Origin of the sequence: Brevibacillus daliensis (genome assembly GCF_021245735.1) — a bacterium.
GTDB classification, from domain to species: domain Bacteria; phylum Bacillota; class Bacilli; order Brevibacillales; family Brevibacillaceae; genus Brevibacillus_B; species Brevibacillus_B daliensis.
Genome location: NZ_JAJISB010000003.1, coordinates 430,122 through 444,263, shown reverse-complemented (window position 1 = coordinate 444,263; position 14,142 = coordinate 430,122). Strand labels below are relative to the sequence as shown.

Genomic DNA, 14,142 nt, shown 5'->3' with positions numbered 1-14,142 from the left:
AAAGCAGGCCTTAAGCAAGCCTGCTTTTTGCTTTTCTTACTTTATCATCATGTATAGACTTCAACTAGTAGATTTCAATAGAAATTTCTCTTATACGGAAACCAACGGTGCAACAGCTCGTACATAAAAACGATCCGATTTCACCTCTATATAGCCCTTTTCCTGAATCTGCAAATGAAGTAAATATAATTCATCTAAATATTGTTCGCACGTAAACGCAGGAAATTGCCAAGGAATTGTTTTTACATAATAGATTAATGCACCAATATCATAGAAGCGTTGGTAAGGAGTAAACGCACCTTTTTCTTGGATGGATAGACCAGCCTCTTCCAGTTGCTTCACTGCATTGGTTACATTCCATTCAGAATACTCGTCTGAGGTGATTCCAAGCATTCTATTTAACTCCTGGCAATCCTGTCCACCTACCTGCTGGGTAAAAAAGATTCCCCCATCTTTCAGAATTCGTCTCACTTCGTTTGCATCAAATGATTCATGCCGATTTAGAATTAAAGAAAATTGCTTTTCAGTAAACGGAAGCTCACTGTCATTTTGTATGGCAAACACTTTTATTCCAAGAGGGTCTAATTTATCTTTGGCAATGGGAACATTGGGCTCGTAAGCCTCTGTCGCACATGCGAGTGGGGGTAATGGGACCATTTTTGAGATAAATTCACCACCGCCTGTCCCCATGTCGAGCATGCTATCTGCCTGCGCCAATAAAGGAATAGCTTTACTGGCATACGACCAAGGCAAAGCCTCTGTTCCAATTCGTCCAGTACCATGTACATATGAAAAATCCCATCCCGTAAATGGTGTTTCTGCTTGTTCGATAAAATGGTGAAAGACACTGTCATATTTCATCTTTATCTCTCTCCTACACTGAATTTCTAAACAATAGCTGATTATTCGAATTTCTTTATATAACTTCCCTTTACGTAGATGATTTCCTGCCTTTAACGTAAAAAGAAAAAGCCCTCACTTATCATGAGAGCTTCCTCAAGCTTCCTTACTTGATCTGCAAGATTTTCACCGCTTGAATCTGGTACGAAGAGTGATTCGGGTAGACCAACTCTACTTTTAGTTCATGCTCCCCGATTGGCAGGTTTTTCATTGAAAATGAGGGGCTATAGATTTTTTGAAGAAGCTCCCCATTTAAATACAAATGAGCATGCCCCGTTCCGTGCTTGTTCTCAATGGATGTGTCCTCTGATTGCGTTTTTTGCTCAGGAACAAAGGTAAAGTTATTCGTAATTAATGTAACATCAACTTGACCCTTCTCTACCTTAACATCCATAGCCAGTTCAGGTTTTACAGAAGTGAATGGATCAGCACCTGCTTTAGCTGTTGTTTCCAGACTTTGTTTATCAAACTGGAACAAGGTAGCCACATGGAGAGGGTCCTGCCAAACCACCAAAACTACTGCTAGAACAAGCCCCATAAGAACAGCAAAACCATAAATCAGTTTGCGCAAACTGATAACCATTACATTCATCTTTTCTCTCCCTTTCCGGCCGTTTAGTACATGCATACGCTCGTACGAGGAGAGTTAGAATCTATTTTGTCATTTTGCTTTGGATTGATTCCATTTTTCCCTAAAAAAAGCGCACAAATAACAAATGTTGCTATGATCTAGACAACACGATCTTACCAAATTGTTCGGAAGCAGATAATCTTTCCAAAGCTTCCTTTCCTTTTTCTAATGGATAAATCTGATCAATGACAGGATGAATCTGATGTTTTTTCATAAACGATAGCATTTCAAGAAATTCCTCATAGCTACCTAATGTCGTACCGATGATTCGGCATTGACTATAGAAAAATGCACGCAGATTAAACTCTACATCATCACCGGTTGTTGCACCAAAGGTAATAAGTTTACCGCCCTTTTTTAATTGATATAAAGATTTTTGGAAGGTTGCCGGACCAATACTATCAATTACGATATCCACTTTCTCTCCCTGAAGTGCTTCATTCCATTCCTCAGCAGTATCTATCGCAAGGTCTGCACCTAGCTCTAGTGCACGTTTGCGTTTTTCACTGCTTCGGGAGGTAACGATCGTTCGGCAACCAGTTGCTTTTGCAAACTGAAGTAAATAGGTAGCTACTCCGCTTCCAATACCAGGAATGAGAATGGTGTTAGCTGAAGTTGCATCTCCTTTTGTAAATAACGCACGGTATGCAGTAAGAGCTGCAACCGATATTACTCCTGCTTCTTCCCAGGTGAGATATTCCGGTTTTTTGGCAATGCTTGTTGCAGGTAACGTGATAAAAGTTGCATGTGTTCCATCTGAGTCGGAACCTAATAAAGCAAAGTCTTCAGGTGGCGCATCGCTTATGCTTTGCCAGTTTAGTCCAGTATAGATGATGACCTCATCACCAACATTCCAGTTTGTTACACCCTCACCGATCTCATCAATAATGCCCGCTCCATCACACCCAATGGTAAGAGGAGTATTTTCTTCATTTCTCCAGTTAATCATCAATAAATCACGGCGATTCACACCAGAAGCTTTGAGACGAACACGTACTTCTCCGCTTTCAGGTGCTTTTTTTGGACGTTCACCATAATGTAATCCTACTAAACCTTTTGGACCCGAATGGTATAATGCCTGATTCAACTGATTCCCCCCTTAAATAATCAAGATAATGAATTTCCGAATTGACAGATAAATGCATCTTTCATTAATCTTATCATACAAAAAAAGGATAGCAACAACTGCTATCCTTCCTTTTTCCTGGTGAAAACACTTTAATCAGTTGGAGGTATGGTTTCGTTATACGCGAACTTCTTTTTTTCCTTTCTACGCTTTTTTCGTAAATCGAACCACGTTCTAATTCCTTCAAAATATGAATATAGAACAGGCACAAGCACCAGTGTGACGATCGTATGAAAAATTAATCCTGAGATAACTACTGTAGCGAGAGGTGCTTCAAAGCTTCCACCTATCGCCATCGGAAGCATCCCCAGAATAGCTGTAATTTTGGTCATGATAACAGGCCTTACGCGTTCGTGTGTTCCTTTTATGATAGCCTCAGAAAGCTCCATTCCTCGTGAGCGAAGTAGATTAATTCGGTCAATTAACAGAATGGCGTTGGATACCACGATTCCAATTAACATGATTACACCAATAATAGACATAGCTGTCATGGCACGTTGTGTGAGAACTAAACCTACTACAACCCCTACAGCTGCCATCGGTAAGGTTAGTAAGATGATAAAAGGATGCGATAACCGACCGAATTGTAGAATCATGATGAAGTAAATGAACAAAATAGCACCAGCGAACACCAGTAGCGCTTTACTCATTGTCTCTTCCTGCTGTTTCAGACTCCCCGATAAATCTACTTCAAACCCGGTTGGAATACTCATCTTATTAATTTCTGCTTGTAGCTGGGTCGCAGCCTTTCCTGGGTCAGAACCTAATAAGTCTGCTGAAACGGTAATAACCCTTTCTCCATCCTGATGTACCAATTGTTGCGGAGTTTTCCCAAATTGCCAGTCAGCTATCTCTGTTAGTGGCACTTTTCCTCCACTTTCAGACTGAATCATTACATGTTTTAGTTGTTCAGGGTGCTTCATCTCTTCTTTGGGAAAGCCAGCAAAAACATCTGCTTCTTCTCCTGATGTAGTGATCTCGGCAACCTTCTGTTCATTAAGATATCCTGACAGCTCTTGGGATAATGCTTGGTCTGTTATCCCCAAACGCTCCATCGCATCTTTTCGTGGTAACAAAGTAAGTTTCTCATCACCTATGCTAAAATCATCTCTGACGTTCGATATTCCTTCCACATTCGTTAAGAATGAAGCGACTTGGGTACTTAATTGTTTAGCGATCTCTAAATCTTCCCCTCGAATATCTACCGAGACTTTCGTTACTCCGCCACTGCTCCTATTCCCATAGGAGAAGCGTTCGATTCCCTTTATCTGCTGTACCTGTTCCTGAATTTTGATACTCATTTGTTCCTTATCCAATTCTCGTTCTGCCTGAGGTACTATACTTACTTGCAATTGAAGTTGCTGCAAATCTCCCGACACATAAACATTTGTTATTTCCTTAAACGTTCCAAGTCGTTTTTCAGTATCTGCAACTACTTTTTTTGCTTCTTCAATGGAGGTTCCTTCAGGTAGAATGATTTCACCGAAAATGAAGTTTTCCGTCACATCAATAGAAAGGTTCGTTTTCACGAAAGGACCTAATATAAAGACGCTGACAAACAGTAAAAACGAGCAGATGAGCGTAAGAAGACGACGTCGCATGCAAAATGAAAGTAAACGATCAAAGGTTCTTATTAGTACTCCCCTTTTAGCTTCTACGGACACCGGGATCCCTTTATCTCTTTTTAACATACTCTCAGCGAATATCGGCACAAAGAAGAAGGCAACTAAAGTTGAAGATAGAATGGCGGCTGTGACGATAAAGGCAATTGCAGAAAAAATAGGTGTGATAACTTCATCAAAATTAGCTATCAGCATCGGTAAGAAAACGATAACCATCGTTAGCTGAGAAGCAAGTACTGGGGCTAAGACCTCCTTCGTTCCCTGTATGATTGCTTCACGTAGTTCCTTTCCATTCTCCTTTTGATGATAAATGCTCTCTAATACAACGATTGCTGCGTCAACAATGAGCCCTACTGAGAGACTCAAGCCGATTAATGTGACCATATCAAGATTGTAGCCAAATAACAAGAGAGCTATAAATGTTAACAAAATAGAGAGAGGTAGTGTGGTCGCAATGACTGTAGTGACACGCCAATTGCGAAGAAATACGTATAGAACAAGTATGGCTAATGATCCACCGATGATTACCTCTCTACTGAGATTCGTAATAGAGTGTTCGATAAAGGATGCGGATTCAAACGCTGTATGTATTTTATACAATCCACCCGCTTCCGTATTAATCTTATTGATTTCTTCCTCCACAAGCTGTTGAGTAGGAATAATCTCACTTGTTGGAGAACGTTTTATACTGATCCCAATAAAGGTCTCTCCCTTAGTAATTGAGACATTCTCTGTACTCGCAAGTCCTCTTCTATCTTGAATGGTTGCCAGTTGAGATAGGGGAACTACGCCTTTTGGTGTTTGAATGAGCATGTTGTCATATTCGGCAACATGTTTTAGAGATTGATCAATCTCGATAACCGTTTTGGTACCAGCATTTTTCATTGTCCCAATCGATTGTGTAGTATTTCGATTTTGTAATTGGACCAGCAATTGATTTGGACTAAGTTCATATGCCTGCAAACTTTTCTTATCAAATTGAATGACAATTTTGTCTTGAAAGCTACTTTCTGATACAGTAACCTCCTTCACGCCTTTCATTTTCTCCAGACGGGGTTTAATTGAATTCTTGGCAAGCTGGTACAACCCTTCTGGATCAGAGCCAGTAAGGGCTAACTCCATAAGTAGGTCATCCCCAAGATTTGCTTGATAAATCAAAACATTTTCTACAGCTTTAGGGAATTCACTCCGCTTTTGATTCACGATACTCTCTACTTTTTGTTTCGCTTCCTCGCCTTTTCCTTCTTTTGCGATTACAGTAATAGAGGTTGATCCACTCGAAGTACTTGACGTAAATGAGTCAATTATGTCCAATCCTTCTAACTCTTGCTCTATCTTATTTGTTACCTTTTTTTCCATTTCTTCAGGGGGAAGTGATCCACCAGAGATATTTGCCATAATCCATGGAAGGTTTGATTTCGGAACAAGATATACCTGTAGTTGCATTAATGAAGCAACTCCGCCAATTATGATCATTGCGGTAAGTAGATAGACGATCAATTTTCTTTTAAAGAAAAATTCTAATAGCTTGCCCATTACGATTCTCCTTTCACTGAAACCCGTTCACCATCCATTAGTGATGTAATTCCACTATTAACGAGGAGGTCTCCGTTGGTTATTCCAGAGAGAATCTCGATGTGACCGTTCATAACTTTTCCTGTCTGGACCTTCGCTTTTTCTACCTTTCCATTTACAACCTTCATAACATAATGGGATTCATTGGACATACCCACGCACTCTAGTGGAATCATAACTCCATTAACAGCTACTGGTAGTTCAATCGTTGCCATCATACCACCTCGCCAGAATCCTTCCTTGTTTGGAACAGTAACTTCAACACGGAACTTGCCTGTCTTCTGATCTACTACTGGGGAAATGAAAGTGATGGTCCCTGTTACACTTTCTCCTGTTCCAGATTGAACTGATAGATTCTTACCTACTGAAAACATTCCTATCTCACTTTGATCTATCGATAACGCTACCGTAACATTACTTAAATCAACTACCTTCATAATCTGCTGTCCCGGTTGAACCAGTTTTCCCGTTTCTTCGTAAATTTCTACCACGGTTCCATCAAAAGGAGCCACTATCTTCCCTAGCTGGATGCTTTCTCTTGCTTGCGAAACCTGTCCTTGTGCTTGTGCAAGAGAAGATTGTGCTTGAGCCACTTGATTGGCACTTGGACCTTTTTGAAGTTCCTGTAGAGCGAGTTGTTGTTGTTTGACCGAATTTTCAATCTGCTGAACCCGTACAGCAAAATTATCTCGTTCACTTTTGGAAATGGCTCCCCCTTGGAATAGAGCCTCCCCTTGTGCCAATGCCTTTTTAGCTTCAGCCAGATTTTGCTGTTCACTTGTTAGTCGTAGGTTCTGCTGACCAATTGCTTCAGCGCTGGAACCTTTTCCTGCTTCATTTTTCATGATGGCAGCCATGTTGGCCTGTTCAGCAGCTACCTGAACAGCAATCTGCTGTGCTTTTCCATCAAGTGATGCCAAAAGCTGTCCCTTCTTCACTTTATCCCCTTTTTTGAGAGCGAGCTGAGCAATTTCGCCTGGACTTCCGAAAGACAGTTCTATTTCACGTGTTGGTTCTACCACTCCAGCATAGGCAAACTGGATAGGCTTCGTCTCAGAAGCAACTTTATACGCTTCCACCCATTTGGATGCCTGCTCAACAGGTGCCGATGTATCAGTCTCCGTTGCTGGACTAGCACATCCCCCTACCAGTAATAATGCGACACAGAAGATTACATAACTTGGTTTCCTCAAAATGAAATCCCTACCCTCTATCCAAATAATTATTTGGTATTATTTCTAACAATTTCGTTCTGTCCGAGAGTAATTATCGCACCCTGTAAGGCATCATTCAATTAAGGGATGTTTAATAATTTCTGAATAAAAATTAAGAATTTATCTGACAAGACAAAAAAGGACCACCCGAAGGTAGTCCTTTTCCCATCATTACTATAGATTTACGGCAGCTTCCTGATCTACTAAGAAAAGTACATTAGGATGGTGTTGTAAGACTGATGCTGGTACCTCCTCAGTTACTTTCCCATTTATTGCTTCAGAAACGACCTTGGCTTTCTTTTTCCCTGATGCTAGCACGATGATTTTTTTACTTTCAAGGATACTTGCAATCCCCATCGTAATAGCATGGCGTGGAACATCTTGAGCACTAGTGAAGAAGCGAGAATTCGCCTGAATGGTATTGGGAGTTAACTCCACGACCCGTGTACGAGAAGCGAAGGAAGCACCTGGTTCATTAAATCCAATATGACCATTTTCACCAATACCTAGTATTTGAAGATCAATTCCGCCTTTCTCCTTCAACAATTGTTCATATCTTTCACATTCTCTCTCCACATCAGAGGTTTCTCCATTTGGAATAAAAATGTTATTCTCGTTGATACTCACATGTGAAAACAGATGATTTTTCATGAATGTCCAATAGCTTTGGGGATGATTATGATTAATCGGATAATATTCATCCAGATTAAACGTACGTATCGCTTTATACGAAATTGATTCTTCGTTGCTCATTTGTACAAGTTGTCTGTAAAATCCCTCTGGCGTTCCTCCGGTTGCCAGTCCGAGCACACTCTCTGGCTTCTGTCTCACTTGTTGTAGGAAAAGATTTGCCGCATATCGGCTTAACGAATGGTAATCATCAAATACTTTAACTTCCATTTCTAGTTCGCCACCTTCTCATAAACGTTTTTTCCATCAACCCAGGTCGATAATACTTCAAAGGTATCTGATAAAAGAACGAGATCAGCATCTTTTCCTTGTGTAATGCTTCCTTTGCTCTCCTCAATACCTAATTTTTTCGCCTGGTTCATCGTTAAGAGATAGATTGCTTTTTCTAATGGGAGATCTGTGAATTTCATAAAGTTAGCTAATGCTTTATCTAAGGTAAGTACACTTCCAGCCAACGTTCCATCAGAGAGTCGTGCTTCATCCCCAATTACTGTAACGTCTTGTCCACCCAAATCATATAAACCGTCAGCAAGACCGGCAGCACGCATTGCATCCGTAATCAGCATCATCTGGCGTAATTCGCATGTTTTGGCTAGAATGCGTACAAAATTAGGTGACAAATGAATTCCATCACAAATAAAATCAAAGGTCAGCTCAGGATTTTGCATAGCGAGCCCAATCACACCAACGTCACGATGATGTAAGCCTTTCATTGCATTTCCTAAGTGAGTTGCATGATTAACACCTTTTTTCAAGCAAGAGCATGCTCCATCATGTCCGACTTCCGAGTGTCCAATGGAAGCGACTACTTTTTGTTCACGTAACAACTCAAATACTTCATCTTCCGTCACCAATTCAGGCGCTAATGTCATTAGTTTAACGAGACCCGGACGTGCCATGTCAAACACACGTTTCATGTTAACGAGGGTTGGGGATTCGATAAAATCTCCGTTTTGGGCACCCTTAAGCTTCTGATTTATAAATGGACCTTCCATATGTACACCAATTATCTTGGCGCCCTTGTTCTCAGTAAGCTGTGAGTAAAATGTAAGAATGTCAACGGTGTGATCAACAGGTGCTGTCATTGTGGTAGCAAGGATTCCCGTAGTTCCGTGAGATGCATGAAAACTACAAATCTCGTCCACTGCTTCTTGATTGCTATCCATAAAATCAAACCCTGCTCCACCATGTACATGAAGATCAATAAATCCAGGCACTAATGTGTTGCCCTTCCCATCATAAACAGTATCAGTCTGTTGATGGTTATCTTCTCCGATATAAGCAATCTTTCCATCTTTAATTATGACTGTGCTGTCGTGAAGAATCGTTTCTTCTGTGACAACATTCACATGAGTGATTTTTATTGTTCCTTGTTCAGCCATGGTTCAATCCTCCTGTTACACTCTCTAGAGACAAAAAGAAGCAACTCTCTTTCTCTATTTGGCCCTTTTTGCTTACACTCATTGTATCAGAAATTCCAGTGTCCACCTATTATTCTTTTCCATAGATTTTACTTTACACAGCAAAAAAAAGCCTTATTAAGGCGATTTTTTGCTGTAAGAGATCTACTTTTTATCGACAATCTAACTCATCATTTTATGAGAAAGCCAACTCTTCCAGTTCGTCTAGCAACTGCTTAAAGACTGTTAATGCTTCTTCAATTGGTGCAGGTTTGCCCATATCAACACCAGCTTTTTTAAGCAATTCAATTGGATAATCAGAACCGCCACTTTTTAAGAATTCAAGATAACGATCTACAGCCGGTTGTCCCTCTTCCAAAATCTGTCTAGAAAGCGAAATAGCTGCAGAGAAACCTGTTGCGTATTTGTATACATAGAAGTTGGTATAGAAATGAGGGATACGCATCCATTCAAAATCTACTTCTTCATCCATCACCATGTGCTCACCATGATATTTCATATTAAGCTCGCGGTACATGGCAGATAAAGAATCTACCGTTAGTGCTTCTCCTTCTTCCACTTTTGCGTGAATCATTTTTTCGAACTCAGCAAACATGGTTTGACGGATAATAGTGCCACGGAACTGATCTAAATAATGATTGATCAGGTACATGCGTTTTTCTTTTTCTGTAGTTTTTTCAAGTAGATGGTTTGTTAATAGTGATTCATTCAGTGTAGATGCTACCTCTGCGACAAAAATCTGATACTGAGCGTATACGTATGGCTGATGCTTATGAGAATAGTAGCTGTGAAGCGCATGCCCCATCTCATGAGCCAGAGTAAACATATGATCTAATGTGTTTTGATAGTTCATCAGAACAAACGGATGTGCGGAATGTGTTCCCCAAGAATAAGCTCCACTCGTTTTTCCCTGATTCTCATACACATCTACCCATCGAGAGGTAAAGCCTTGATTCAAGATTTTTGCATAATCATCACCAAGTGGTTGTAAGGATTCCTCCACGGTTTTAACTGCCTCTTCGTAAGGAATCTCCATTTTTACTTCTTTAACCAGTGGCACATATAAATCATACATGTGTAATTCATCCAGTCCCAGCATTCTTTTACGAATATCGAGGTATCTGTGCATTTCTGGTAAGAACTTATGGATCGTAGAAATCAGATTATCATAGACAGACTGATCTACATTATCACTAAACAGGGACGCTTGTAGAGCAGACGGATATTTGCGTACTCGTGCATACAGCACATCACGTTTTACGCTGGAAATGAGGGTAGCAGCGATCGTGTTTTTATGCTTTTTATAGGTATCGTAGAGAGCACGGAAGGCTGCTTCACGGACTTCACGGTTTGGACTTTCCATAAACATCACATAACGACCCTTGGTCAGCTCTACTTCTTCACCGTTCTCGTCTTTGATCATTGGAAATTTAATATCTGCATTGTTTAGCATGGTGAAGATATTGGATGGAGCTCCTGCAATTTCACGCATTTCAGCCAGCAATGCCTCTTCTTCCGTGGAAAGCGTATATGGCTTATATCGAACAATCTCCTCAATATGTTTACGATAGTGTTCCAGCCCTGGCTCTTCACCCATGAGTTCTTCCAAGCGATCAGAAGGGATTTCCAGTAGTTCCGGCTGAACGAATGACATCGCGCTAGAAGCCTGAACGTTAAGGGTCTCTGATCGATCAGAAAGTGCCTGATATGTAGAGTTTGCATTGTCTTCATCACGTCTCATGTGAGCGTAGACATATATTCTCTCAATTTTCATCATCATATCTTCAGAAAGCTGAAGAACTTCCAACAATTGTTTTCCAGATCCAGACAACGTTCCTTTTTTTGACTGCATTTTTCCGATCAAGGATTTGGCTAGCTTTACATCCTCTTCCCAAGCTTCGTTAGTTGGGTAGATATCCTCTAATTGCCATTTAAACTCCTCAGGAATTTCACTTCTTGTCGGCAGTGTTTTTGTCTTGTTCACAGGCTACACTCCTTATTAATGTATTTTGTACTTTTTACGGTTTTCTCCAACCAGTTGTTGAAGATCTGAAGCGTTCCCGTTTCATTCTTATTTTGCCCTTGTACCATACTGGTTATGTTATCCATCGTACACCACATCGGTAGCGGTGACAATTGCCTGTTACCGACAAAGTACAACACAAATCACTACCTATCACTCCTATCAAACAAAAAATACACATTCGCAGATTCTATTCACTTCTTTGAGCAAATATATTGACACACCAAAAATCCCGCCTCTTAAAAAAGCGAGTTTTTAAGTGTCATTCAAAGTTTGAAACGATTTTTTAGGATGTAAGTCCAATCGCTAGATACTTGAACCCGATAGCATGTAACCGTTCCCTCGGTAATGCATTTCTGCCATCACAAACAAGCGGGTTCTTCATATACCGATACACACGTTCAAAATCTAACTGCTTAAACTCATCCCACTCCGTACATAAAATGAGCGCATCTGCTTGCTTTACAGCTTCGTAGGCATCTGATTCATATGTGATTTGATCTTCTGAAAAGATTACTTTCATATTAGTCATTGCAATGGTATCGTACGCTTTTACCTTCGCGCCACGATCAAGTAGCTGCTGGATGATCTTGATTGAGGGGGCTTCTCTTATATCATCTGTTTCTGGCTTAAATGCTAATCCTAATATGGCTATCGTCTTATCTTTACAACCATTCAATTGTTGCTCGATCTTGTGTAAAAACCAGAGAGGTTGTGTCTCATTAACTTGCGTCACCTGATATAAAATATCCATTGGCTGATTATTTTCCCTAGCAACGGCAAGCAAGGCTAGCGTATCTTTTGGGAAACAAGAGCCTCCGTATCCCAATCCTGCCTGCAAAAACTCTGGACCTATCCTCGAGTCAAGGCCCATTCCCACCGCAACCGCTGTTATATCAGCACCTATCTTGTCACACAACCTCGCCAGTTCATTCATAAACGAGATTCGCATAGACAAAAAGGCATTGGAGGCATACTTTATCAATTCAGCCTGTATGGGTGTAGTTTTTAACCGAATTGCAGGAATCTTTTCATATAGTTCTACTAAACGCGTAAAAGCCTCTTCCGATTCAGTCCCCAGCACAATTCGGGAGGGAGACATGGAATCAAGAAGGGCTTTGCCCTCTCGTAAAAATTCCGGGTTAGATGCGACTGTAAGATGTGACATATCCGCTAGCTGCTTTGCTACTTGATCGCATGTTCCTGGGGGCACTGTACTTTTCACAACGATCACGCGTCTTGTCTTATTTTCCTGTAATGCTCTTCGTAGCTGTCTAATCACTTGATAAAGCTGCCCCAGATCTGCTTTTCCTTCTATATCAGATGGTGTTCCTACACAAATAAAAATAATCTCACTTGCTTGAACCGCTTTATCAAAATCAGTCGTAAAGGTAATCATTTTTTTTGATTGAACATGGATAAGTGCCTCATCTAGACCAGGCTCATAGATGGGAGTCTTTCCTTGATGAAGCGCCTCAATCTTCTCTTCATTTAGATCAATTCCCACTACTAGATGATCACTCAAGGCAAGAGCTACCGCAGTTGTAAGTCCAACATATCCAGTACCAATTACTGCTACTTTCACACTTTCACCTCCTTTGAGGAATTCTTCTCAATTAACTGTAAATACAGAAGTTCTAGTCGCTTCCGTTGAATGGTAATATTATGCCTTGCTTCAACAATTTTTCGACCATTGAGGGCGAATGTGTTCCACTTATCTTGTTCACTCAACATCCTCATGATCTGTTTGGTAAGCTCGGAAACCGATTTTTCAGGTACCAATAACCCGTTTTGTCCATGCTTGATTAACTCTGGTGTACCTGCATGTCTGGTCGCAATAACGGGCCTTCCTATTGCCAGCGCTTCCATAAGTACATTTGGTATCCCCTCTTGATCCCCATTCTTTGCTGTTTGGCTGGCATTGACAAAGATATGGCTTGCCCGTAGTTCCGCCGCTACTTCTTCCTGACTTTTTGCTCCTACTAGCCGTATGTGTTCCGCTACATGATAACGGGCAATAAGCTGTTCTAACTTATTTAGCTGTTCCCCTTCCCCGATTATGGTTAAAGTGGCAGTGGGGAACTGTTTAACTACTCTAACAAAAGCTTTAATAATGGTCTGCATTCCTTTTTTTTCGACTAAACGACCTACGCTTAAAAGCCGAAATTTCCCTTCATCAACCTGTGGAATGGATGTGAAAGGAAATCTGGTTACATCTACACCTGAACGAATGATGGTTATTTTATTTCGTGGACAGCCAAGCTTCATCAATTTTCGTCGCATGTGCGAGCTTACAACCGTAAATGCAGTACCTTCCTTGAACAGTTTTTTTAATTTTTTTCGATACATATGATTAACTTTAGGACGTTTTGAAACATCAGAACCGTGAAAAGAAGTTAGTAATGGAAGTCCAGTTTTTTTTGCTATCGGCAATAATTCCAAGCCCGCAGGACCAAACCTTGCATGAAGTAATTTCATTTTCCTTTTTTGTATGATACGTGGTAGATTGGTCCATTTCTTCCTTACAAGTAGATGTTCATATGGAAACAGATCTGTATTTATAGGCTTATTACGTGTTAGAACGAATGGTTTTATTTGTTCATGTTTGATCAGTTGCGCGTAGATAAAGGTTTCACTACGCGGCAGATAGATTCGTCTATAAAGAAGGATAGGATACATGCTGCCCATCCCTTCTATAAAGAGCGTGAAGATCATTCATTTGTATAAGTAACCCATCTGTAAGACTCACCTTGGGCTGATAACCTAATCTTGAACGAGCTAACGAAATATCTGCACAAGTTCGCATTACATCACCGGGCTGTTTCTCCATAAATGAAAGGATCGGCTTCTTATTCATGATTTCTGACATGCTCCAATAGTAATTTTTCTGACAGATGCGAACCAATAAAGCCTGCGCATCCTATTACAAGCGCTTTCTGA

The 14,142-nt window shown here is 40.6% G+C and carries 11 protein-coding genes; all 11 read right to left on the bottom strand.

The genetic code is table 11. The features are described 5' to 3' along the window. Nucleotides 1–90 precede the first annotated feature (90 nt). A complete protein-coding gene (locus tag LM917_RS05215; RefSeq protein WP_232696418.1) occupies nucleotides 91–861 on the bottom strand; it encodes a class I SAM-dependent methyltransferase in 771 nt (256 codons plus the stop codon). A gap of 145 nt (nucleotides 862–1,006) precedes the next feature. Beyond that, complete coding sequence (locus tag LM917_RS05210; RefSeq protein ID WP_232696417.1) at nucleotides 1,007–1,492, bottom strand: hypothetical protein; 486 nt, start codon at nucleotides 1,490–1,492, stop codon at nucleotides 1,007–1,009. 130 nt (nucleotides 1,493–1,622) lie between these two features. Next, nucleotides 1,623–2,618 (bottom strand): zinc-binding dehydrogenase, encoded by a 996-nt coding sequence (locus tag LM917_RS05205; protein WP_232696416.1) that lies wholly within the window; start codon nucleotides 2,616–2,618, stop codon nucleotides 1,623–1,625. A 131-nt stretch (nucleotides 2,619–2,749) separates the two neighbouring features. Next, a complete protein-coding gene (locus LM917_RS05200) occupies nucleotides 2,750–5,815 on the bottom strand; it encodes an efflux RND transporter permease subunit (RefSeq protein ID WP_232696415.1) in 3,066 nt (1,021 codons plus the stop codon). Further along, nucleotides 5,815–7,047 (bottom strand): efflux RND transporter periplasmic adaptor subunit, encoded by a 1,233-nt coding sequence (locus tag LM917_RS05195; RefSeq protein WP_232696414.1) that lies wholly within the window; start codon nucleotides 7,045–7,047, stop codon nucleotides 5,815–5,817. The genes LM917_RS05200 and LM917_RS05195 overlap by 1 nt, the downstream gene beginning before the upstream one ends. 195 nt (nucleotides 7,048–7,242) lie before the next feature. Further along, on the bottom strand, nucleotides 7,243–7,968 hold the full coding sequence (gene nagB / locus LM917_RS05190; RefSeq protein ID WP_232696413.1) for a glucosamine-6-phosphate deaminase: 726 nt from the start codon (nucleotides 7,966–7,968) through the stop codon (nucleotides 7,243–7,245). Between the two features lie 2 nt (nucleotides 7,969–7,970). Continuing rightward, nucleotides 7,971–9,140 (bottom strand): N-acetylglucosamine-6-phosphate deacetylase, encoded by a 1,170-nt coding sequence (gene nagA, locus LM917_RS05185; RefSeq protein ID WP_232696412.1) that lies wholly within the window; start codon nucleotides 9,138–9,140, stop codon nucleotides 7,971–7,973. Nucleotides 9,141–9,354: 214 nt separating this feature from the next. Next, on the bottom strand, nucleotides 9,355–11,163 hold the full coding sequence (gene pepF, locus LM917_RS05180; RefSeq protein ID WP_232696411.1) for an oligoendopeptidase F: 1,809 nt from the start codon (nucleotides 11,161–11,163) through the stop codon (nucleotides 9,355–9,357). 325 nt (nucleotides 11,164–11,488) lie between these two features. Continuing rightward, nucleotides 11,489–12,787, bottom strand: coding sequence for a UDP-glucose dehydrogenase family protein (locus LM917_RS05175; protein WP_232696410.1), 1,299 nt, complete (start codon nucleotides 12,785–12,787; stop codon nucleotides 11,489–11,491). Next, nucleotides 12,784–13,881, bottom strand: a complete 1,098-nt coding sequence (locus LM917_RS05170) for a glycosyltransferase (protein WP_232696409.1) — start codon at nucleotides 13,879–13,881, stop codon at nucleotides 12,784–12,786. Before LM917_RS05170 ends, LM917_RS05175 begins: the two co-directional genes overlap by 4 nt. After that, nucleotides 13,859–14,059, bottom strand: coding sequence for a hypothetical protein (locus tag LM917_RS05165; RefSeq protein WP_232696408.1), 201 nt, complete (start codon nucleotides 14,057–14,059; stop codon nucleotides 13,859–13,861). Before LM917_RS05165 ends, LM917_RS05170 begins: the two co-directional genes overlap by 23 nt. Nucleotides 14,060–14,142 lie beyond the last annotated feature (83 nt).